The 21,555-nt window shown below is 62.7% G+C and carries 15 protein-coding genes and 1 pseudogene; 8 read left to right on the top strand and 8 right to left on the bottom strand.

The features are described from left to right. Positions 1-79: 79 nt before the first annotated feature. Positions 80-1,306, bottom strand: a complete 1,227-nt coding sequence (locus KJQ96_RS27660) for an ABC transporter substrate-binding protein (protein WP_213289543.1) — start codon at positions 1,304-1,306, stop codon at positions 80-82. 286 nt (positions 1,307-1,592) lie between these two features. Beyond that, positions 1,593-2,816 (bottom strand): ABC transporter substrate-binding protein, encoded by a 1,224-nt coding sequence (locus tag KJQ96_RS27655; RefSeq protein ID WP_213289542.1) that lies wholly within the window; start codon positions 2,814-2,816, stop codon positions 1,593-1,595. A gap of 276 nt (positions 2,817-3,092) precedes the next feature. Here KJQ96_RS27655 and KJQ96_RS27650 point away from each other — a divergent pair. Next, positions 3,093-3,605, top strand: a pseudogene (locus KJQ96_RS27650) (methylated-DNA--[protein]-cysteine S-methyltransferase); the annotation flags it as partial. Between the two features lie 733 nt (positions 3,606-4,338). Here the strand turns inward: KJQ96_RS27650 and KJQ96_RS27645 are convergent. The 4 genes from KJQ96_RS27645 to KJQ96_RS27630 all read right to left on the bottom strand — a co-directional run bounded on the left by KJQ96_RS27645 (position 4,339) and on the right by KJQ96_RS27630 (position 11,103). Further along, positions 4,339-4,725, bottom strand: coding sequence for a response regulator transcription factor (locus KJQ96_RS27645; protein WP_213289540.1), 387 nt, complete (start codon positions 4,723-4,725; stop codon positions 4,339-4,341). Between the two features lie 94 nt (positions 4,726-4,819). After that, positions 4,820-5,491 carry a response regulator transcription factor gene (locus KJQ96_RS27640; RefSeq protein ID WP_213289539.1) on the bottom strand — a complete coding sequence of 224 codons (672 nt, stop codon included), beginning with the start codon at positions 5,489-5,491 and terminating at the stop codon, positions 4,820-4,822. Continuing rightward, a complete protein-coding gene (locus KJQ96_RS27635) occupies positions 5,488-7,254 on the bottom strand; it encodes a PAS domain S-box protein (RefSeq protein ID WP_309142477.1) in 1,767 nt (588 codons plus the stop codon). The genes KJQ96_RS27640 and KJQ96_RS27635 overlap by 4 nt, the downstream gene beginning before the upstream one ends. A 1,053-nt stretch (positions 7,255-8,307) precedes the next feature. Then, positions 8,308-11,103, bottom strand: a complete 2,796-nt coding sequence (locus KJQ96_RS27630; protein ID WP_213289538.1) for a [protein-PII] uridylyltransferase — start codon at positions 11,101-11,103, stop codon at positions 8,308-8,310. Positions 11,104-11,312: 209 nt separating this feature from the next. Here KJQ96_RS27630 and KJQ96_RS27625 point away from each other — a divergent pair, with 209 nt between their 5' ends. Together KJQ96_RS27625 and KJQ96_RS27620 are read left to right on the top strand one after the other, a co-directional pair. Then, complete coding sequence (locus tag KJQ96_RS27625) at positions 11,313-11,822, top strand: OsmC family protein (RefSeq protein WP_213289537.1); 510 nt, start codon at positions 11,313-11,315, stop codon at positions 11,820-11,822. A gap of 143 nt (positions 11,823-11,965) precedes the next feature. Next, positions 11,966-12,760, top strand: coding sequence for a hypothetical protein (locus tag KJQ96_RS27620; RefSeq protein ID WP_213289536.1), 795 nt, complete (start codon positions 11,966-11,968; stop codon positions 12,758-12,760). Between the two features lie 7 nt (positions 12,761-12,767). On the opposite strand, the gene KJQ96_RS27615 is transcribed toward KJQ96_RS27620, so the two are convergent. Both KJQ96_RS27615 and mutS read right to left on the bottom strand, forming a co-directional pair. Next, positions 12,768-13,808, bottom strand: coding sequence for a hypothetical protein (locus KJQ96_RS27615; protein ID WP_213289535.1), 1,041 nt, complete (start codon positions 13,806-13,808; stop codon positions 12,768-12,770). A 33-nt stretch (positions 13,809-13,841) separates the two neighbouring features. Next, a complete protein-coding gene (gene mutS, locus KJQ96_RS27610; RefSeq protein WP_213289534.1) occupies positions 13,842-16,574 on the bottom strand; it encodes a DNA mismatch repair protein MutS in 2,733 nt (910 codons plus the stop codon). A gap of 300 nt (positions 16,575-16,874) precedes the next feature. Here mutS and pcaF point away from each other — a divergent pair, with 300 nt between their 5' ends. The 5 genes from pcaF to KJQ96_RS27585 all read left to right on the top strand — a co-directional run bounded on the left by pcaF (position 16,875) and on the right by KJQ96_RS27585 (position 21,529). Continuing rightward, on the top strand, positions 16,875-18,083 hold the full coding sequence (pcaF, locus tag KJQ96_RS27605; protein WP_213289533.1) for a 3-oxoadipyl-CoA thiolase: 1,209 nt from the start codon (positions 16,875-16,877) through the stop codon (positions 18,081-18,083). A gap of 134 nt (positions 18,084-18,217) precedes the next feature. Next, positions 18,218-18,919 carry a protocatechuate 3,4-dioxygenase subunit beta gene (pcaH, locus tag KJQ96_RS27600; RefSeq protein WP_213289532.1) on the top strand — a complete coding sequence of 234 codons (702 nt, stop codon included), beginning with the start codon at positions 18,218-18,220 and terminating at the stop codon, positions 18,917-18,919. Beyond that, on the top strand, positions 18,920-19,525 hold the full coding sequence (pcaG, locus tag KJQ96_RS27595; protein WP_213289531.1) for a protocatechuate 3,4-dioxygenase subunit alpha: 606 nt from the start codon (positions 18,920-18,922) through the stop codon (positions 19,523-19,525). Positions 19,526-19,570: 45 nt separating this feature from the next. Then, positions 19,571-20,509 (top strand): LysR family transcriptional regulator, encoded by a 939-nt coding sequence (locus KJQ96_RS27590; protein WP_213289530.1) that lies wholly within the window; start codon positions 19,571-19,573, stop codon positions 20,507-20,509. Between the two features lie 129 nt (positions 20,510-20,638). Next, complete coding sequence (locus KJQ96_RS27585) at positions 20,639-21,529, top strand: shikimate dehydrogenase (RefSeq protein ID WP_213289529.1); 891 nt, start codon at positions 20,639-20,641, stop codon at positions 21,527-21,529. Positions 21,530-21,555 lie beyond the last annotated feature (26 nt).

Here is a 21,555-nt window from a genome sequence, read left to right as displayed (position 1 = left end):
ACCCATCCTACAAAAAAATCGGCGGTCCCGAAGGACCGCCGATCGCTCTTCCGCCGATCGTTCTCTTCGCTCAACGGGCCTAACCCGCCGGGCCGGCATCCTCGAGGATCGGGCCGAACATCTCCCAACGCTCCCCGTTGAACTTCATCATCTGCAACTGCTTGTTGACGCGGTAGTCGGTCGGCGTCGTGTTGACGGAGATGCCCGGCAGCAGCAGGTCGAGCTGAACGTTCTTCAGGTTGGTCGCCTGCTTCAGCACGTTCTCGCGGGTCAGGTTGTCGCCGCACGCCTTGAGCACATGGATCAGCAATTGCGAGGTCATGTAGCCATAGGAGTTGAAGCTCGAATCCTTGTCGCCTTCAGGATAATACTTCGCCATGAACTCGAAGTACTTCTTCATTCCGGGGTCGTCCTTCCAGGTCGGATCGAGCGGATCCTTGCCGTAGTTGACGCTGATCACGCCCTTGGAAGCTTCGAGGCCTGCCGGCTTCATCACCGCGCCGACCGAGGTGGCGTTGATGTCGAGGATGTGCACCGGCTTCCAGTTGAGCTCGGCGATCTTCTTGATCGCCTGCGCCGCCTGCTTTGGCGTCGTCGCCGAGAAGAACAGGTCGGCGCCGGCGTCCTTGATCTTGAGGATCTGGGAGTCGATGGTCGGATCGGAGACTTCGTAGGAAGCTTCCGCCACGATCATCTTCGCCGCCTTGTCGCCGAGGCCGGCCTTGATGCCGTTCAGATAGTCCTTGCCGAGGTCATCATTCTGGTAGAGCACGCCGATCTTGGCGTTCGGATGTTCCTTCAGGATGTACTGGCCGTAGATGCGTCCCTCGACGAAATAGTTGGGGTTGAAGCCCATCGTCCACGGGAAATTCTTCGGATCGGTGAATTTCGACGCGCCGGTGGCGGCGAACAGTTGCGGCACCTTCTTCGAATTGAGGTACTTCTGCACGGCTGCGTTCGAGGGCGTTCCGAGAACCTGGAAGGTCAGCAGCACCTCATCGCTCTCTACCAGCTTGCGCACCTGCTCGACCGCCTTGGGCGGTGAGTAAGCGTCGTCATACTGAATCAGATTGATCTTGCGGCCGTTCACGCCGCCCTGATCGTTGATCATCTTGATGTAGGCCGCCTGGGTCTTGCCGATCGTGGCGTAGGAGGAGGCCGGTCCCGAGAATGGATTGGTCTGGCCAATCTTGATCTCGGTGTCGGTCGCGCCTGTATCGTATTTCTTCTGCGCCGACGCCGTCGAGACCGACAGCGCCAAAGCGAGCGCCGTGCCGGTGGCCAGATGGAAAATACCCTTCCTCATAATGCTGCATTCCTCGTGTGTTTTATGATTGGCGCTGACCGTGCCGCCGGCCGGTCCGGCCGCGGATGTCTTCGCTGCCACAATAGTGGCGGAAGCCATGTTGCAATGCAAGGCATCGAAATCCGAACAATTTCGGGACCGAGCTCCGTCTGCTCAAAAAGAATCCACTACGTGTATCAGCCGAAAAATGATGCACGCGCCGCGCGGCCTGAAAACAAAAGCCGCCGGCATCGCGGTGACGCCGGCGGCTCGTGTCTTGCATCGTATCTTGGATCGGCGCAGGGCGCTAACCGCTCGGTCCGGTATCCTCGATGATCGGGCCGAACAGTTCCCAGCGCTCGCCGTTGAACTTCATCATCTGCATCTGCTTGTTGATGCGGTAGTCGGTCGGCGAGGTGTTGGTGACCATGCCGGGCAGCGACAGGCTGCCGGTGACGTTCTTCAGATTGGCCGCCTGCTTCATAATGTTTTCGCGGGTGAGGTTGTCGCCGCATTGCTGCAGGATCTTCACCAGCAATTCTGCCGTCGCATAACCGTACGTGTTGACGGTGTTGAGCTTGTCGCCCTCGGGGTAATATTTGTCCATGAAGGCGAAATAGGCCTTCATGCCGGGATCGTCTTTCCACTGCGGATCGCCCGGATCCTTGCCGTAGTTGGTCGAGATGATGTCCTTGGAGATGTCGAGGCCCGCCGGCTTCAGCGTGGCCGAGACCGGGCTCGCATTGATGTCGAGGATATGGACCGGCTTCCAGCCGAGGTCGGCGACCTTCTTGATCGCCTGCGCCGCAAACTTCGGGGTCGAGGCGTCGTAGAGCAGGTCCGCGCCGGCGGCTTTCAATTTGACGATCTGCGAGTCGATAGTCGGATCGGTCAGCTCGTAGGAGACTTCGGCGACGATCATTGACGCGGCCTTGGAGCCGAGCCCTTCTTTCAGGCCCGTGACGTAGTCGCGGCCGAGATCGTCGTTCTGGTAGAGAATGCCGATCTTGGCGTTGGGATGATTTTGCAGAATGTATTTGGCGTAGATGCGTCCTTCTGACTGGTAATTGGGATTGTATCCCATCGTCCAGGGAAAGTTCTTGGGGTCGGTGAATTTCGAGGCGCCGGTCGCGGCGAGGAGTTGCGGCACCTTCTTGGCGTTGAGATATTTCTGTACGGCGGCGTTCGAGGGCGTGCCGATGATCTGGAAGGTGAACAGCACCTCGTCGCTCTCGACCAGCTTGCGCACCTGCTCAACGGCTTTCGGCGGCGAGTAGGCGTCGTCATACTGGATCAGGTTGATCTTGCGGCCGTTGATGCCGCCTTTTTCGTTGATCATCCTGAAATAGGCGGCCTGCGTCTTGCCGATGCCGGCATAGGCGGAGGCCGGTCCCGAGAACGGAACGGTCTGGCCGATCTTGATCTCGGTATCGCTCGCGCCGGTATCGTATTTCTTCTGCGCGTTGGCGGGTGACGCCAGCGCGATCGCGACCGCCATGCCTGCGATCAGATGAAGAACGCCACTTCTCATATAGCTGCTCCCTTCCCTTGATCTCGACCGATGATCCTGTTCCGGTCATCCGTTCGGAAGGCCGGACGTCATCGTTGGGAGCGAGTGTGGCGGAACGGTTTTGCCAATGCAAGGTAGCACGGGGAGGCCGCTACGCCAGCCAGAGCAGCACCAAGGCGAGCGCCACGGGCGCCTGCCTGCACGCATAAGATCCGGCCAACCGGCAGCGGAATTCGGGTGGACGCTAAACACGCCGCAGGTGAAAAGTGCGGATCGCTTGCCGATATCTTTGTAGGGATGACGATGCCAGAGAACTTCAACCTCGACCGCCTGCCAACGCCGATCGGCACGGCGCTATTGGTCACCGATGCGGACGGCCTGCTCCGCGCGCTGGACTGGGAAGACTATGAGCCGCGCATGAAACAATTGCTGCGCCTGCATTATGGCGCGGTGAATTTGAACAACGGGCGGGCGCCGCGTGATTTGCGCGCCGCCTTGACCGGCTATTTCAAGGGCGACCTCGACCGCCTCGCAGCAATCGAATGGCGCGTCGCCGGCACGCCGTTCCAACAGAAGGTCTGGAACGCGCTGCCGAAGATCGCGGCAGGGACGACGATGAGCTATGGCGCGCTCGCCGCAAAACTTCGGATGCCGCGCGCCGTTCGCGCCGTCGGTCACGCCAACGGTTCGAATCCGATCAGCGTGGTTCTGCCCTGCCACCGCCTGATCGGCGCCGATGGTTCGCTGGTGAAGTACGGCGGCGGGCTGGAGCGCAAGCGCTGGCTGCTCAAGCACGAGGGTGTGGAAATTGCGTACTCGGGAACAGGAGGGGCGGATCGGCCGGGCGCGTTGCGCTCGGCGTCGTTACCTGTTTCAAGTCAATCGGGGTCACGGGGCGCGTTTCGCATGTCGCGAAGGATATAGATGAATACAATCAGCAGAGGTCCCCACGCCAGTAATGCGCCCACCAGCATCGCGTTTACCGTCGCCATGCTGGCTCCTCCGCGATCACCGGCACGATAGATGGTTTCTGTGCGCCGCAGATTCCGGCACCTGGTAGAGCCACTTCCAATATGTCCGGTTGCGCTCCAGTTGACGCTTGTAGATCTCGCGGCACTTCACCGAACAAAACTGCTGGAAGTACCAGCTACGCCGGACCAGCCCGAAGGGACGGTTGCATTCCGGATTTCCGCAACAATTTTTCATGACGCAATCTCCGCATTGGCACGCCGTATCCAGCGAATGAAACTCTCGTGGCCCTTGTCGAGACAGAAGCGCCCGCAATAGCGCTCACGCGCTGGATTTCGCAGAGAGATGATTTTGGGGCCTTCGCTGTCACACTCGGTGCAACGCAGTTCTGTACGCATGGCGACCTCCTTCCGAGGAATTGCCATTTTGCCGATCAAATTGTGTGATGCTCTGCGCCCTTCTTTTCCAAAAGGACGGTGCGAAGTCTGGCGTGGTCGGGGCTTATCTGCAATTCGTCCAGATGTTTGGCGAGATCATCCTTACGTATGCTGGCTCGCCCGAGGGCCGGATCGGCTCATTTGGTTGCGGCCGCGCCATTTGGCGCCAGCGCCGCTTCGAGGCATTTGATCAGCGCTTCCCCGTCGCACGGCTTGCTCAAGAAGCAGGTCGCTCCCGCCTTCATGGCTCGGGCGCGGTCGCTTTCGACTGAAAAGGCCGTGACGAAAATGAAAGGAAAGCGATGCCCGGTGGCGAGTAGATGAGCTTGCAGGTCGAGCCCGCTCATGGCGGGCATTCTGACATCCGTTATCACGCACGAGGTGTCATTCAGATGCGGCGATTGCAGGAACTCCTCGGCCGATGCAAATGAATGGACGACGTAGCCAAGCGACCTGACGAGATTATGGGTCGCCGCGCGAACCGATCCGTCGTCGTCGATGATTGATATGGCCCGATTGGACAAGGAGATCCTTTTCTGGAGACGACCAGAGGATGTCTTTTCCTGTGGCGCCGCGTCTCAGAAGAGTGCGCTGCAAATCTGCGAGGGAAAATCATACTTAGGTTTGCGACCGGCCGGATGCAGGCCCGATCCCGAGTAGCTCGGCCATCCGTACCAGATCGGGCAGCGACTTCGCTCCCATTTTGCGCATGATGTGCCCGCGATGTATCTTCACGGTGATCTCCGCCAGGCCGATTTCGGCTGCGATCTGCTTGTTCATGAGCCCCGACGTCACCAGCGCCATCACCTGCCGCTCCCGGGGAGTTAGCGTCGCAAAAAGCGCCTGCAGCTCCGAGAGAACCATCGCTTCGCCGCGGCTGTTGCGGTCGCGCTCGATTGCCGCGGTTACGGCATCCAGCATGTCCTGATCGCGGAATGGCTTGGTCAGAAAATCGACGGCGCCGGCCTTCATTGCGCGGACCGTCATCGGAATATCGCCATGACCGGTCATGAAGATGATCGGAATGTGAATGTCGGCCTTGGCCAATTCGGCCTGAAAGTCGAGGCCGCTCAGCCGAGGCAGCCTGATGTCAAGGATCAGACAACTCGGGGCATTAGGAAGCTTGTACTGCAGAAATTCGTGAGCCGAACCGAACGACTCGACCCGCAATCCCACTGAGCGAAAGAGATTGCTCAGCGCCTCACGTACCGATGCGTCGTCGTCGATGACGAAGACGACAGGTTCCTCGACACTTGCGAGGCTGGAAGGCGATGCCGGCCGCGCGTTCAAGCTGCATCCTCCTGAGTTAACGGCAAGGTGAACTGGAATGTCGCGCCAGGGCCGGCATTTCCGGACGCGGACAGCCGTCCGCCATGAGCGCCGATGATGGAGCGGCAGATCGACAGGCCCATGCCCATGCCGCTGGATTTGGTGGTGAAGAAGGCGTCGAACAGCCGGCCAGCGTTCTCGGCTGCGAGGCCAACGCCGCAATCCTTCACCGTCACCACGATCTGCCTGATATCATCCTGGCATGTCCGGATCACCAGTTCCCGCGGCCGGTCCGTGACCGGCTGCATCGCCTCAATGGCATTGATGACCAGGTTGAGAATGACCTGTTGCAACTGGACCCGATCGGCGATGACCAGCGGCAGGTCGGGGGCGAGCTCCAGCCGCAATGATACCTGATGGTTGACCAGCGCATGCTGCACCAAGCTGATGACCTCGTTGATGACATCGTTGATGTGAAGCGGAGCCTTTTGATCGGTCGCCTTGCTCACGAGCGCACGGACCCGCTGGATCACTTCGCCGGCACGATTGCCGTCCTTGATGATCGCTGCCACAGTCGCGCGCGCTTCCTTCAGATCGGGAGGCTCGCGGTCGAGCCAACGCCGGCATGCGGCGGCATTGGTGACCACGGCTGCGAGCGGCTGGTTCACCTCGTGGGCGATCGAGGCAGCAAGTTCGCCAAGCGCAGTCACCCGCGTGACATGCGCAAGCGTCGCCTGCGCTTCATGCAATTCCATCTCGGCTCGCTTGCGCGCCGTGATATCGGTTACCGCCCCAACGAATTCGACTCCGCCTGATGCATCCTTCACCGCATGCGCGGTCGCGTGGACATGCTTGATCGAGCCATCGGGCATCAGCAATCGATAACTATGCGCGAAGTCCTTGCCCTCGCTGGACGCGCGGTCGATGGTCCGTTGCACGCGTCCGCGATCGTCCGGATGAATGCGTTGAATGACGGTGGCGAGCTTGATGGACGGGGCCCTTTTGAATCCAAATATTCTGAACGTCTCTTCCGACCAGATGATTTCGCCGCTGGCGACGCGCAAGCCGAAGCTGCCGGTGTGGCTCAATCGCTGGGCTTTGGCCAAATACATTTCGCTCTGCCGCAGCGCATTTTCAGCTTGCTTGCGCTCCGTGATGTCCTCGCACGCGATCAGGACGATCAATCGGCCGTCCAGCCGCCGCACGGCTTTGGCGTTCTCGCGAACCCAGAGGGTTGAACCGTCCTTGCGAACCTTGCATATCTCCCAATTGTGGGTCTCGCCGATATTGTCCAGGCATACGGCGACGTTGCGCTGGGCGGCGGGTTGCTCTTCGGCCGGAAAGACCTTCAGCACGGATTTCCCGAGCAGTTCGCTGACGGAGTAGCCAAGTTGTGCGGCGCCGAATGTGTTGACGGACAGCACGGTTCCGGTCGCATCGACCATGAAGTACATCACCGGGTTATGCTCGAACACCTCCTTCCATTGCGCCTCGCTGTGGCGCAGCGTCTCGATCGCGCGCGCTTCGGCGCTCAGTCGGCCCTCAAGCACGGCTTCCATCTGCCGGCGGGTACGCCCCACCAGGCCCATCATGACCAATGAGGCGGCAATCGAAGCGGTCAGCAGCACGATCGCAATGAAATGAGGCGCGGCCATCGGTACTGGGCCGAGCAACAGCCAGATCCCGGCTACCGCTCCCAACGCCAGCGCCATGCTGCCGAGCAGCCATTGCTCGGCCGAGCTCCGGGACTTTATCGTCGGCTTACGCATCATCAGCACTGACACTCGGCTATCCCGAGCGGCGCTGCGTCGCCAGGTGTTCGCGACCATCAGCGGCGACAACGTCGCCCTCCTAACGGGCTGGATACTAGCAGCTTTTCGCAGGCCCGGAGGGCAAAATCGGCCGATCCTTTGCGGCACCTTGACCTCCAGGCGCGATCTTCCGTCGCGCGAGGGCAGGTTGCGATCCTAAACCTCGGTATGGTCCGCCCAACCGAATGGAACGTTTGGATCAACCTCCGTTCAATGGTCCTGTCCTTCTCGAAGGCTACGCTGATTGACTAGCCGGATGGGCGGCGGAGCGCCGGTTTGCCATGCGGGAAGAGTGTTACGGAAGACCCAACGAGCTGACGCCTTGCCTGGTCGCAACCCTCGCCGTTGTCGAACCCGCTTCGTTCAGGGATCGCCGGCCGAACTCTGGGGATTGATATGCCGAAAGCATACTTGCATCTAATCCGTTGCTCTGACGACATCGCATCCGAAACAACTCGCCGAGATCGCAGGTTCCAGCCCACCCTTATCGCTGGCGGCAGGGGAACAAACGCCGTCCCGGTAGAGAACCCTTGGGAAGATCTACTCGGCCTGTTCGATCTCGGCATCCTGATTGCGCAGGCAAGCTATCTTACCTTCGTCGCGGCGAGCTTGGCCGCGCTCGAGTCTCACGCTCGGGCTGCGGCAGAACGGACTACCTAGCAGCCCAGGGTGGGCAAAGGCGCGCATGCGTCGTGTCCACCATCTCTCGGCGATCGCCTTCTCTGATGCGCGTCGTCCCTGCGAACGCAGGGACCCATAACCACCGCACTTCATTGTTGAAGCAAAGCCGTCTCGCCGTGTGCCATTTCCGCGGGCCGCGGAGTATGGGTCCCTGCGTTCGCAGGGACGACAGCGAGTCCGTAGGATGGGTAGAGCGCAGCGAAACCCATCACCGTCTCCCACATGATTGATGGGTATCGCTTTCGCTCCACCCATCCTACGAATCGCTGGATCCCGCCTTCGCGGGGATGACAGCTTGTCGTGCTTCGGCACTCGTCGTCATTGCGAGCGCAGCGAAGCATTCCATCACGCCGCCGGCTTGGCGACGTTGTCTTCGGCAGAGAGTAGATGAAGCAGCGCACTCTTGATCGCGGCCTGCCGGGTCGGCGCGTTGATTTGGGCGCCGAGCAGATCGGTGACGTAGAACACGTCGCGGGCGCGTTCGCCGAAGGTCGCGACATGGGCGGAGGCGATGTTGAGGTTGAGCTTCGAGATCGCAGTAGTGAGCTGATACAAGAGGCCGGGGCGGTCGAGACCGGAGACCTCGATGACGGTGTAGCGGTCCGACCACTGGTTGTTGATGGTGACCTCGGGCTCGACCACGAAGGCGCGCACCTTGCCGCGGTTGGCGGCCTTGCGCGCCACCACTTCGGGCAGCCGCAACTTACCCTCGAGCACGTGCTCGATCATCTCGCCGATACGGGTCGCGCGCCGTCCCTCGTCCTCGTCGCGGTCGTATTCCCTTGATATCGCGATGGTGTCGAGCGCGCGGCCGTCGGTCGTCGTATAGATCTGCGCATCGACGATGTTGGCGCCGGCAGATGCACAGGCACCCGCAATGATCGACAGCAGCCACGGATGGTCGGTGGCCAGTATCGTCAATTCGGTAACGCCGCGCGCCTCGTCGAAGCCGACATTGATTGCGAGCTGATGCCCGGCCTGTTCGCTGGCGCGGATGAAACGCGCCTGGCGGATTTTTCGCTGCAGATCGACCTTGAGCCAGTAGGCGGGATAATGCCGCGCAATGTAGGCATTGAGCTCTTCCTCCGGCCATTCGGTGAAGGCGGCGCGGAATTCGGCCTGTGCCACCGCAATGCGCTGCGCGCGGTTCACTTCCGAGAAGCCGCCGGTCAGGACCGGCTCGGTTTCGTAGTACAGCGTGCGCAGCAATTGCGCTTTCCAGCCGTTCCACACCCCAGGGCCGACGCCCCGGATGTCGGCGGTGGTCAGGATGGTCAGCAGCTTCATCTGTTCGACGGATTGCACAACGGCGGCAAAATTCTCGATCGTCTTGCGGTCGGAGAGGTCGCGCGACTGCGCTACCGTCGACATCGTCAGATGCTCTTCGATCAGCCAGGCCACCAGCTCGGTGTCGGCGGTGGAAAAGCCGAGCCGCGGGCACAGCCGGCGCGCCACCCTGGCGCCCGCGATCGAATGGTCCTCCGGCCGGCCCTTGGCAACGTCGTGCAGCAGGGTGGCGATGTAGACCACCGCGCGATGCTCGGGCTGGATCTTGCGGAACAGGTCGCTGGCGACCGTGAACTCGTCATTGCCGCCGCGCTCGATCTCCTGCAGGAAGCCGATGCAGCGGATCAGATGCTCGTCCACCGTATAATGGTGGTACATGTTGAACTGCATCATCGACACGATCTTGCCGAAGGCGCGGATGAAGTGACCGAGCACGCCGGTCTCGTTCATACGCCGCAGAACGGTCTCGGCGTCGTTCGACGTCAGGATCTCCATGAACAGCCGGTTGGCTTCCGGATTTTCGCGAAGCTGGCTGTTCACCAGTTTCAGCGAGCGGGTCACCGTCCGCATCGCGTCGGGGTGGAAGGCGAGGTTGTTCTTCTGCGCCAGATGGAAGATGCGGATCAGGTTGACCGGGTCGTGCTTGAAGACGTCGGGCGCGGCGAGGTTGATGCGGTTGTTGTCGATAATGAAGTCGTCGCTGTCGGGCACCCGCCGCCGCTTGGGGGCCGGCCGCAGCCGCGCCACCATCCGGCTCAGGACCGGCGCGGGTTTGGCCTGCTCCTCTTCCAGCTTGGCGCACAGGATCGCGGTGAGATCGCCGACGTCCTTCGCCACCAGGAAGTAGTGCTTCATGAAGCGCTCGACATCCTGCATGCCGGGGTGCGAGGTGTAGCCGAGGCGGACTGCGATCTCGCGCTGCATGTCGAACGACAGCCGCTCCTCGGCGCGCCCCGAGACGAAATGCAAATTGCAGCGCACCGACCACAGGAAATCGGCGCAGCGGCGGAAGGTGCGGTATTCCTGCGCGTCGAACACGCCGCGCTCGACCAACTCCCCGGTCTCGCGCACGCGGTAGACGTATTTGGCGATCCAGAACAGCGTGTGCAGGTCGCGCAAGCCGCCCTTGCCGTCCTTGACGTTGGGCTCGACCAGATAGCGCGATTGCCCGGCGCGGCGGTGGCGCTCCTCGCGCTCGGCGAGTTTGGCGGTGACGAATTCGGCAGCCGTGCCCTGCACGACATCCTTGTCGAACCGGGCGACCAGCTCGTCATAAAGTGGCCGGTCGCCGGTCAAGAACCGCGTCTCCAGGATCGCGGTGCGGATCGTCATGTCGCCGCGCGCCTGACGGATACACTCATCGACCGAGCGCGTGGCGTGGCCGACCTTCAATCCCATGTCCCACAGGCAATAGAGAATGGCTTCGGCGACCTGCTCGCCCCACGCGGTCTGCTTGTAGGGCAGGATGAACAAGAGATCGATGTCGGATTCCGGCGCCATCAGGCCGCGGCCGTAGCCGCCGGTGGCGACGACCGCCATGCGCTCGGCGCCGGACGGCACATGCGAGCGATAGAGATGCCGCGTCGCAGCCGCATAGAGGATGCGGATAATTTCGTCCTGCATGAAGCAAAGCCGTTCCGCGCAGCGGCGGCCGTGCCGATCCTTCAAGAGCACGGCCTGCGCGGTGGCGCGCGCGGCGATCATCTCGGCCTTGAGCAATTGCGCCAGCGCCGAGCGGAACACCTCCTCGCGGCCGGCATGTTTTTCGGCCAGCGCATCGACCGCTGCGGTGATCCGCGCGGTATCGAAACGGTCATCCGCCCCGGAGCGGTCCTCTGTCACGATGCTGTCCATGATCTCCCCGATATCGGACGGCGCAGGGGCTGTCACGGGCGATTGTACGGTCAACGCAAAGCTATGCCGTCGCCTCGGCGAATGCCAGCCATAACCTGTTGGAAAGGCGCGGATTTCCAAAATGTCATGCACGCCGCCGCGAGGCGTGATGACAGCAGGTCGCTAGCCGATTATATCGACTCGCACAAACACAGTCGGGAGAGAGCAAGATGGACGCCGCCGAACTCCGCGCGATGCAGGCCCCGATCAAGGAACGCTACAAGTCCGATCCCTCGGCCGCGGTCATTACCCTCAAAGCCAAAGGCTCGATCGACCATGAAGGCATCGCCTGCAAGGTCGAGACCGGCCGCGCGCCGGCGGTTGCGGGGCTGCACCCCGGCACCGGCGGCTCCGGCCTGGAGCTCTGCTCCGGCGACATGCTGCTCGAAGCCCTGGTCGCCTGTGCCGGCGTGACGCTGAAGTCGGTGGCCACCGCCACCGATATTCCTCTGAAGGCCGGCAACGTCATCGCCGAAGGCGACCTGGATTTCCGCGGCACGCTCGGCGTCGACAAGGAAGCTCCGGTCGGCTTCGAGGAGATCCGCCTGCGCTTCGAGGTCGCAACCGACGCGCCGCAGGACAAGCTCGATCTGCTGCTCAAGCTGACGGAGCGCTATTGCGTGGTCTATCAGACCATCAAGAACGGCCCGAAAGTCTCGGTGTCGATGAAGCGGGTGTGAAGCAATCTTCGGCGTCGTTCCTGCGAACGCAGGGACCCATAACCACGGAAGTCCATTGGTGCGGGAAGTATCAGCCCGCACCTCCCAAAATCGATCAGCCGCGGCGTATGGTTCCCTGCGTTCGCAGGGACGACGGATAGAGCATGTCCCCCGAACTCGCCTTCCTCCTGACGCTCGGCCTGCGCATGGCGATCACCGCGGCGTTCGTGGTGACGGCCTCCATCGTCACCGAACGCTCAGGCCCCGTCATCGGCGCGCTGATCGCGAAGCTGCCGATCTCGGCGGGGCCGTCCTACGTATTCCTCGCGCTCGATCATGACGCAGCCTTCATCGCCGAGGGCGCGCTGGCGAGCCTGCCGATCAATGCCGCGACGATCTTCCTCGGACTGACCTATGTCGTGCTGGCGCAGCGCCACGGCGCGCTGCTCAGTTGCCTCGCGGCGGTCGCCGTATGGCTCGTGCTCGCCGCGATCATCCGCTCGGTGCAATGGTCGCTCGCCGGCGGCCTGATCGCGAACGCCATTGCCTTTGCCATCTGCGTGCCGCTGCTCGCCCGCTACCGCCACGCCAAAATGCCGCCGATCCGGCGCCGGTGGTACGACATCCCGCTGCGGGCCTCGCTGGTCGCAACGCTGGTGGCGACGGTGGTCACGACCTCGAGCTGGGTCGGTCCGAAGATCAGCGGCATGATCGCGCTATTCCCGATCGTGTTCACTTCGATGATGCTGATCCTGCATCCGCGCATCGGCGGTCCGCCGACCGCGGCGGTACTCGCCAACAGCGCCTGGGGCTTGATCGGATTGGGGATCGCGATCGCCGTGCTGCATGTCGCAGCACTGCAGTTCGGCTCGGCGGTTGGGCTCAGTCTCGCGCTGGCGACGTGTATCGGCTGGAACCTGAGCCTGTGGTGGCTCGGGCGAAGGAAGTCGGCGCCCTAGCGAAACCTTACTGCGGATGTCGCAGCATATAGTCCGCTCGCGATCGGACTGCTGAGCTGCGATCACTTCCCAGAACCGCGATTAAGCTGTCCGCATCCGGCAACTGCGCCCGAGCGCCGACCATGGCGTCGGCGGCAACCCTTCGGACCAGAACTGACCTGTCGTGGATGCCTCTTCTGATCCAATCGGCAGCAGGGCTCGCTCTCTGAATTTCGCGCGAGTCCAGCATCCTCACACGCTTCCGCAAGCCATAGACCTTGTCGATCCAGCTCCACCCGTAACCCACCGGCCAGGTTGCTCTGCCGGACAACAAGCACTGGTAGGCTGCGACTCGGACGGATGGCTGAATCGCATCGATAGCAAGGCGTGGAAGGTGCTTATCGATCTCTGGATATCGCAACGCGTGGCGCAGGCAGCTTGCATACGTTCCGGTCTGTTGCTTCTGCATCCGCATGGCGAGAGCCGCCATGACATCGGTGTGTCCAAATACGGAATCCAGGACCTTTGCCTCCTCGCGCCAACGAGCCCACACGAACCGGCGGTCAAGCAGGTACGGAGCGGCACTCGCTGCGACTTCTGGGCTAATTCGAGGGAAAACTCGTTCGGCGCAACGGACCGCCGCCTGACGTACCGCGCCGACCCAGTCGTTTAATCGCCAAGCCAGCGCCGATAGGAAGAAGGCAGAAGCCGGAGGTGCGTTGATGACGTCGAGCGCGGCCTCTCTCACATAACCACTGCGGTGAAACAGAAAGAGCCAGGCGTAATCGTGGCTCCTCTTCATGAGCTGCTGCTCGGATTTCCTAAGCTGCTCAAGCAGGGAAGGTTCATACGGCGAGACCACATCGGTCATTTCGCGACTTGCATCCACGATCAGCTTGGCTGGAAGTTCAGAAAATTCAGCCAGAATGTCCTGCAATTCGGAATCAGACAGCGAGCGAAAGCGCCGGGTGATCAACGCGGACAGTTGGGCGGACAGCGATGGCGGCAGGACGGATTGACGTGGCATCGCCGCATTCTGGCACCACTCGTTGAATGCTGGAAGATGCACGCTGCATGTCTGCTGAGATTTACGAACCCTTCATTACGTCGGCAGCTTCGTCTTGAGCGCATACAACGCCTCCAGCGCCTCGCGCGGCGACATCTCATCGGGATGCAAGGCCTTCACGGCTTCCATCAACTGCTCCGCCTCGCTCGGGGCTGCTGCTTCGGCGGCAGCGCGGGAGGGGACGGCGAACAGCGGCAGATCGTCGGCGAGTGCCCGCGCGGTCTGGCCACGGTCCTGAGCCTCGAGCTTCGCCAGCACCGACTTGGCGCGCGTGATCACGGCCGGCGGCAGGCCGGCGAGCTTCGCGACCTGGATGCCGTAGGACCGATCGGCCGAACCCGGCAGCACCTCGTGCAGGAATACGACATCGCCCTGCCACTCTTTGACGCGCACGGTGGCGTTGAACATCCGCGGCAGCTTGGCGGACAGCGCGGTCAGCTCGTGATAATGCGTGGCGAACAGCGCGCGGCAGCGATTGGCCTCATGCAGATGCTCTATCGCGGCCCACGCGATCGACAGGCCGTCGAACGTCGCAGTGCCGCGGCCGATTTCATCCAGGATCACCAGCGAGCGTTCGCTGGCCTGGTTCAAAATCACGGCGGTCTCGACCATCTCGACCATGAAGGTCGATCGTCCCCGCGCGAGATCGTCGGCCGCGCCGACGCGTGAGAACAGGCGGTCGACGACGCCGATCCGGGCGCGCGACGCCGGCACGTAGGAGCCGATCTGCGCCATCAGCGCGATCAAGGCGTTCTGCCGCAGGAACGTCGACTTACCCGCCATGTTCGGGCCGGTGATCAGCCAGATCTGACCGGACTTCTCGCCCGGCCCCGGCGAAAGGTCGCAGGCATTGGCGATGAACGGCTGGCCGTCGCGCTTCAGCGCCTGTTCGACCACCGGATGCCGGCCGCCCTCAACGGCGAAGCCGAGCGAGCCGTCGACCTCTGGCCGCACGTAATTGTCGTCTACCGCAAGCTTTGCGAGCGCAGTCGCGACATCGAGCAGCGCGAAGGCATGCGCCGCGGCACGCAGATCGTCGCTGGCGGCGAGCGCCATCGCAGAGAGCCGCTCGAAGATTTCCAGCTCCAGATTGAGCGCGCGATCGCCGGCATTGGCGATCTTGGCTTCGATCTCGCCGAGCTCGGAGGTGGTGAAACGAACCTGCCCCGCCAGCGTCTGGCGGTGGATGAAAGTCGCATTCAACGGCGGCGCCATCAGTCTGTCGCCATGCTGCGCCGTGACCTCTACGAAATAGCCGAGGACGTTGTTGTGCCGGATCTTGAGGGCCTTTATGCCGGTGTCATCGGCGTAGCGCGCCTGCATCGCCGCGACCACGAGGCGGGAGGCGTCGCGCAGGTTCCGGCTCTCGTCGAGCGCGGGCTCATAGCTCTCGCGGATGAAGCCGCCGTCGCGCTTGATCAGCGGCAGTTGCTCGGCGAGCGCGCGTTCGAATTCGCGCGCCAGATCGCGCGAGGGGCGGCGCAGCGCCTCCATCACGGCGATGATTTCAGCCGGTGCGGCTTCGAGCTGTGCGAGGCGCGCCAGCGCCTGGTCCGCCGCGAGAATGCCGTCGCGCAAAGCCGCAAGGTCGCGCGGGCCGCCGCGACCAACCGACAGCCGCGCCAATGCACGCGACATGTCGGGTGCGGCGCGCAGCGTCGTGCGGATGTCGTCACGTGCGGCGCTGTCGGCGACAAAGGCGGCAATCGCATCCAGCCGCCGTGCAATCGCAGCACTATCGGTGAGCGGCGCCGCCAGACGTTGCGCCAGTAGCCGGGAGCCTGCCGCAGTCACGGTGCAGTCAATCGCATCCAGCAGCGATCCGCGCCGCTCGCCAGCGAGAGTCCGGGTCAGTTCGAGATTGGCGCGGGTGGCGGGATCGATCGCCATCGTCGTGCCCGCGGCCTCGCGCGAGGGCGGGGACAGCGGCGGACGCTTACCGACCTGGGTGCGGTCAATGTAAGTGACGGCGGCGGCCGCAGCGGTCGCCTCCAGCCGTGTCATCGCGGAGAGACCATCCATGGTCGCGACTGCGAAATAGTCACAGAGGCGCCGCTCCGCGGTGGCGCCGTCGAAGACGTCGCGGGTCAAGGGCGTCACTGAGGGCAGTTCGCGCAGCAGCGCGCCCAGATCAGGATCGCCATAGAGCGCATCGGTAACGATGGCCTCGTTCGGATTGATCCGCGCCAGCGTCGCAGCGAGTTCCGCCGTCGAGCATTCCGTGACCATGAACTCCGAGGTCGAGATATCGATCCAGGCGAGGCCAATTCGGTCGCCGCCGGAGGAGGCGCGGGCGCGCGCGATCGCCAGCAGATAATTATTGGTGCGGGCATCGAGCAGCGTGTCTTCGGTCAGCGTGCCCGGCGTCACCAGCCGCACCACGCCACGCGCCACCACGCTCTTGTTGCCGCGGGCGCGCGCGGCGGCCGGATTCTCGGTCTGCTCGCATACGGCAACGCGGTGGCCGGCATTGATCAGGCGATGCAGATAATCCTCGGAGCGTTCCACCGGCACGCCGCACATCGGGATATCCATGCCCTGATGCTTGCCGCGCTTGGTCAGCACGATGCCGAGCGCCTTCGAGGCGATCTCGGCGTCCTCGAAGAACAGCTCGTAGAAATCGCCCATCCGGTAGAACAGCAAGAGCCCGGGATGGGCGGCCTTGATCTCCAAATATTGTTCCATCATCGGCGTGACGCGTGAAGTTGCATCAGGTGCCGGCGTGGCCTCGGGCGGTGCGGGGGCGGGGATGGATTGCTGGATCGTCATCAGAGCGTTTTCAAGTGAAGTGGGTACCGGTTCGCGTGAAGAAAACGCGTCCAAACGAGAAGCTGGAGCCGGCCACGGCTCCAGGGGCGGCAAACTACAAAATTTCGCCGCGCGGTCCTATTCCCATACCCGCGTTGTCAGAGTTTTCCACGCATCACACCAGCGTTGAGGGCATGACGGACCTCCCGCGAAAGCGCCGCCCGGGAACGATGCCTCAATTGACCTGCCGCGGGTGCGATCCTAAAACTCGCCATCAAATCTGGGTCAACGCCTAAAGCACGGCATTCAGGGAGAGATTCTATGCGTGATGTATTCATTTGCGATGCCGTCCGGACCCCGATCGGCCGTTTCGGCGGATCGCTCGCCAAGGTGCGCGCCGACGATCTGGCCGCAGCCCCGATCAAGGCGCTGATGGCGAAGCACCCCAATCTCGACTGGACCCAGGTCGACGAAGTATTTTTCGGCTGCGCCAACCAGGCCGGTGAGGACAACCGCAACGTGGCGCGGATGGCGCTGTTGCTCGCGGGCATGCCGGAGCAGGTTCCCGGGCAGACGCTGAACCGACTCTGCGCGTCGGGTCTCGATGCGGTCGGCGCCGGGGGCCGCGCGATCCGCGCTGGCGAAATTGATTTCGCGATTGCCGGCGGTGTCGAATCGATGACGCGCGCACCCTTCGTGATGGGCAAGGCGCCGGAAGCGTTTGCGCGCTCGGCCGAGATTTACGACACCACCATCGGCTGGCGCTTCATCAATCCCCTGTTGAAGGCGCAGTACGGCGTCGATGCGATGCCGGAAACCGGCGAGAACGTCGCCGAAGAATTCCAGGTATCGCGCGCCGACCAGGATGCGATGGCGATCCGCTCACAGCAGCGCGCGGGCGCGGCGATCGCCTCGGGCTATTTCGCCGAGGAGATTACGCCGATCCAGGTGCCCGGCGGCAAGGCAGGTCCCATCACCGTCGACAAGGATGAGCATCCGCGTCCCGAAACGACGCTCGAAGGATTGGCAAAACTGAAGCCGATCGTGCGCAATCCCGGCACGGTGACGGCGGGCAATGCCTCCGGCGTCAATGATGGCGCAGCCGCGATGATCCTCGCCTCTGAGCTCGCCGTGAAAAAGCACGGGTTGACGCCGCGGGCGCGCATCCTTGGGTTAGCCTCGGCGGCGGTGCCGCCGCGCATCATGGGCATCGGTCCGGTGCCGGCGACGAAGAAGCTGATGGAGCGGCTCGGCATCAAGATCTCTGACTTCGATTTGATCGAGCTCAATGAAGCCTTCGCTTCCCAGGGCATAGCCTGCCTGCGGCAACTGGGCGTCAAGGACGATGCCGACTTCGTCAACCCGCATGGCGGCGCGATCGCGCTCGGCCATCCGCTCGGCATGAGCGGCGCGCGGCTGGCGCTGACGGCGGTGCACGGCATGGAGAAGCGAGGCGGGAAGCTTGCCTTGGCAACCATGTGCGTCGGCGTCGGCCAGGGCGTCGCGGTCGCGATCGAAAAGGTCAATTAAGACAATGGGTAGGGAGAGCGAAAAATCGCCCTTTCCCAAATTAGTTATGTCATATAATGATCCGGCGGCGCGGCTCAGCGAAAAATTGCAAAGCAATTTTGCGCGGCGACTGCGATGCTAGGGAGGAATTCGTCATGACATTGGTCTATCCAGTGCAAAGTCTCGCGGCGCATCCGCCGCGGCTGTCTCCCGCCTACAAGAGCACGGTCAAGCGTTCGCCCTCCAAGCCGCTGATTCCGATGCGTCATACGCTGTCGGAATTGACCGGGCCGGTCTACGGCCACGAGACCGTGCGCGCGAACGATCATGACCTCACCGTTCACGGCAAGGGCGAGCCGATCGGCGAGCGCATCATTGTGCACGGCCATGTGCTCGATGAAGACGGCCGCGGTGTGCCGAACACGCTGGTTGAACTGTGGCAGGCCAATTCCTGCGGCCGCTATGTCCACGTCGTCGACCAGCATCCCGCGCCGCTCGATCCGAACTTCACCGGCGCCGGCCGCGCGCAAACCGACGCGCAAGGCTATTACCGCTTCGTTACCATCAAGCCCGGCGCGTATCCCTGGGGCAATCACCACAACGCCTGGCGTCCGGCCCATATCCACTTCTCGGTGTTCGGGCACTCGTTCGTCTCGCGCCTGGTGACGCAGATGTACTTCCCCGGCGATCCGCTATTCCCGTTCGATCCGATCTTCAATTCGGTTACCGACGAGAAGGCGCGCAACCGGATGATCTCGTCATTCGATCTGGAGAACACCAAGCCGGATTGGGCGCTGTGCTACCGCTTCAACATTGTGCTGCGCGGGCGCAACGCCACGCCGATGGAGAACAGTTAAGTGCCTCAGACCAAACCGGACGGCATCACCCCGTCGCAAACCGTCGGTCCCTACTTCGCCTACGGCCTGACGCCGGGCGGCAAATACGACTGGAACGATGCGTTCAACAACAATCTGGTGACGCCGGACACCTCGGGCGAGCGCATTCGCGTCGAAGGCACGGTGTTCGACGGCGACGGCGTGCCGGTGCCGGATTGCATGCTGGAGATCTGGCAGGCGGACGCGCAGGGCCGGTTCTCCGATCCGCAGGACAAGCGCGCATTGCCGAATACGTCGTTCAAGGGGTTTGGCCGCATCGGCACCGATGCCAGAGGCGGTTATGCCTTCGACACCATCAAGCCGGGCGTGGTGCCCGATCCCGACGGCAAGCCGCAGGCGCCACATATCGTGCTTGCGGTGTTCGCACGTGGCATGCTCCTGCATAATTACTCGCGAATTTATTTCGACGGCGAGGCGGCCAATGCCGCCGATCCGGTGCTGGCGCTGGTGCCGGCCGAGCGCCGCTCCACGCTGATCGCGACGCGCCAGCCGGGCAGCGGCAATCCGGTCTATCGTTTTGACGTACACCTGCAGGGCGACAACGAGACGGTGTTCTTCGACGTGTAGCCGCGACTGCATCGCAGGGGCGGCGCGACAGGCAAGACTTCGCACATGATGACGCTTCGCCAGGTCGAGGTGATCCGCGCCGTGATGGTGACCGGCACGATCGGCGGAGCTGCGAGACTTCTGAACGTATCCGCGCCGGGCATCAGCCGCCTGGTGAAATATACCGAGAAGTCGCTGGGCGTCCGCTTCTTCCAGCGCCAGAACGGGCGCTATTTCCCGACAGCGGAAGCCCGCAACATCTTCGAGCAGATCAACGGCGTCTACGAGAAGATGGACGATCTCTCCGAGATCATCTCCAAGATCGGACGCGGCGATCTGTCCGAACTGCGCATTGGCTCGGTGCCGAGCATCTCGCAGGTGATGGTGCCGCGCACGATCGAGCGGGTGCGGCGCCGCTATCCCGAACTGCGGATCGACATCAACATCCTCAAGATCGAGGAAGCCGTCGACTATCTGTTGCTCGGCCGCGGCGATTGCGTCGCCATGAGCTACCGGCTCGAGCATCCCGGCCTCGACTTCCTGCCGCTGGCGTCGGGCGAATTGTTCTGCATCGTGCCGGCGGGACATGAGCTTGCGGGGTGCAAGCAGGTCTCGGCCAAGGAAATCATCCGCTATCCGCTGATCGGCATCGATCCCAACGATCCCTATGGACGGATCATGGCTGAGATATTTGCGCGCAACAAACTCGACTACGACATCACCATCCGCGCGCGCTTCGGCACCACGGTGTGTGCACTGGTCAAAGCCGGCCTCGGCATCGCCGTGATCGACCAGTTTACGGTCGCGCATGGCGGCTATCCCGGCGTCGAACTGCTCAGGATCATCGAGCCGACCAGGTTCGACACCTACATCGCGGTAAAACGTGGCGCTCCGCTGTCGCTGCACATCGAGCACTTCATCGAGTGCCTGCGCTCGGAAATGCGCGCCGTTGGGCCGGGCAAGGCGGCGCTGCGAAGGCCCGATCCCAAGCCGCGCAAGAAATAACATGGTGTTATCTATCCGGCATAAATGGGTAATTGTGTTAGGTCGGCAAAACGCTATCGTTCGGCCGGATCGGGACGTTCCCGAGCCGTCCGCTGGCCCTTACGCGCATTTGCGCCCGACGACGAGATCATGAGCCCTGCCGCCCGCCCAATTGCTCCGGCCGATCGCCGCTTCCTCACCGGCCTGATCGGCGCGCCGATTGCGCATTCGGCATCGCCTGCGATGCATGAGCGGGCCGCCGAGGCGCTTGGCGCTCATTGCCACTATCAGCTTATCGAAGTTGCCGATGCGGGCCGCGAAGAATTGCGACTGCTGCTCGACGGTGTACGCCGGCTGGGTTTTGCCGGCGTCAACGTCACCTTCCCGTACAAGGAAGCGGTGGTTTCCCTGCTCGACGAATTGTCGCCCGGTGCGCGCGCGATCGGCGCCGTCAACACCGTCGTGGTTCGGGATGACCGGCTGATCGGACATAACACCGACACAACGGGATTTGCCCGGGCGATCACCGAACTCGTCCGCGATCCCGCGCAGAGCATTGTCGCCGTGATCGGCGCGGGCGGTGTCGGCAAGGCGATCGCCTTTGCGCTTGCCGGAATTGGCGTGGCGGAGATCAGAATCTTCGACACTGATGCAGCCAAGGCAACGCAACTTGCCGGCCTGATCGAGAGCCGTGGCCGCACAAAGGTTGCCGATAGCGTCGAGGAAGCCATGCGCGGCGTCAGCGGCGTGGTCAATGGATCGCCGGTCGGCATGCTGCCGAACCGTCGCACGCCTGTGCCGGATGCGCTGCTGCACAGGGATATTTGGGTGGCGGATGCGGTCTACACGCCGCTCTGGACGCCGCTGTTGAATGCCGCCAAAGCGAAGGGGGCCGAGGTCATGACCGGGCGCGAGCTCGCGATCTACCAGGCGGCGGACGCCTTCGAGCTGTTCACGGGATTGAAGCCATCGGCCGTCGAGATGGGAAATGCATTCGACGCCATGATGGCCAAACGCTACGCTAAAGTGAATGCAGCGTAACAGCACGGCCGGTTACAAGGCCGTCT

It is taken from the genome of Bradyrhizobium sp. sGM-13 (assembly GCF_018398875.1).
Taxonomy (GTDB): domain Bacteria; phylum Pseudomonadota; class Alphaproteobacteria; order Rhizobiales; family Xanthobacteraceae; genus Bradyrhizobium.
Note: the sequence above shows the minus strand (reverse complement) of the source record. Positions and strands in the feature narration are given on the sequence as shown.

Bases quoted from the DNA above. Each gene is read 5' to 3' on its own strand.
- KJQ96_RS27620 (WP_213289536.1), top strand. From the start codon at position 11,966: ATGTCCCCCGAACTCGCCTTCCTCCTGACGCTCGGCCTGCGCATGGCG.
- mutS (WP_213289534.1), bottom strand. From the start codon at position 16,574: ATGACGATCCAGCAATCCATCCCCGCCCCCGCACCGCCCGAGGCCACG.
- pcaH (WP_213289532.1), top strand. From the start codon at position 18,218: ATGACATTGGTCTATCCAGTGCAAAGTCTCGCGGCGCATCCGCCGCGG.
- pcaF (WP_213289533.1), top strand. From the start codon at position 16,875: ATGCGTGATGTATTCATTTGCGATGCCGTCCGGACCCCGATCGGCCGT.
- KJQ96_RS27590 (WP_213289530.1), top strand. From the start codon at position 19,571: ATGATGACGCTTCGCCAGGTCGAGGTGATCCGCGCCGTGATGGTGACC.
- KJQ96_RS27625 (WP_213289537.1), top strand. From the start codon at position 11,313: ATGGACGCCGCCGAACTCCGCGCGATGCAGGCCCCGATCAAGGAACGC.
- KJQ96_RS27585 (WP_213289529.1), top strand. From the start codon at position 20,639: ATGAGCCCTGCCGCCCGCCCAATTGCTCCGGCCGATCGCCGCTTCCTC.
- KJQ96_RS27660 (WP_213289543.1), bottom strand. From the start codon at position 1,306: ATGAGGAAGGGTATTTTCCATCTGGCCACCGGCACGGCGCTCGCTTTG.
- KJQ96_RS27630 (WP_213289538.1), bottom strand. From the start codon at position 11,103: ATGGACAGCATCGTGACAGAGGACCGCTCCGGGGCGGATGACCGTTTC.
- KJQ96_RS27655 (WP_213289542.1), bottom strand. From the start codon at position 2,816: ATGAGAAGTGGCGTTCTTCATCTGATCGCAGGCATGGCGGTCGCGATC.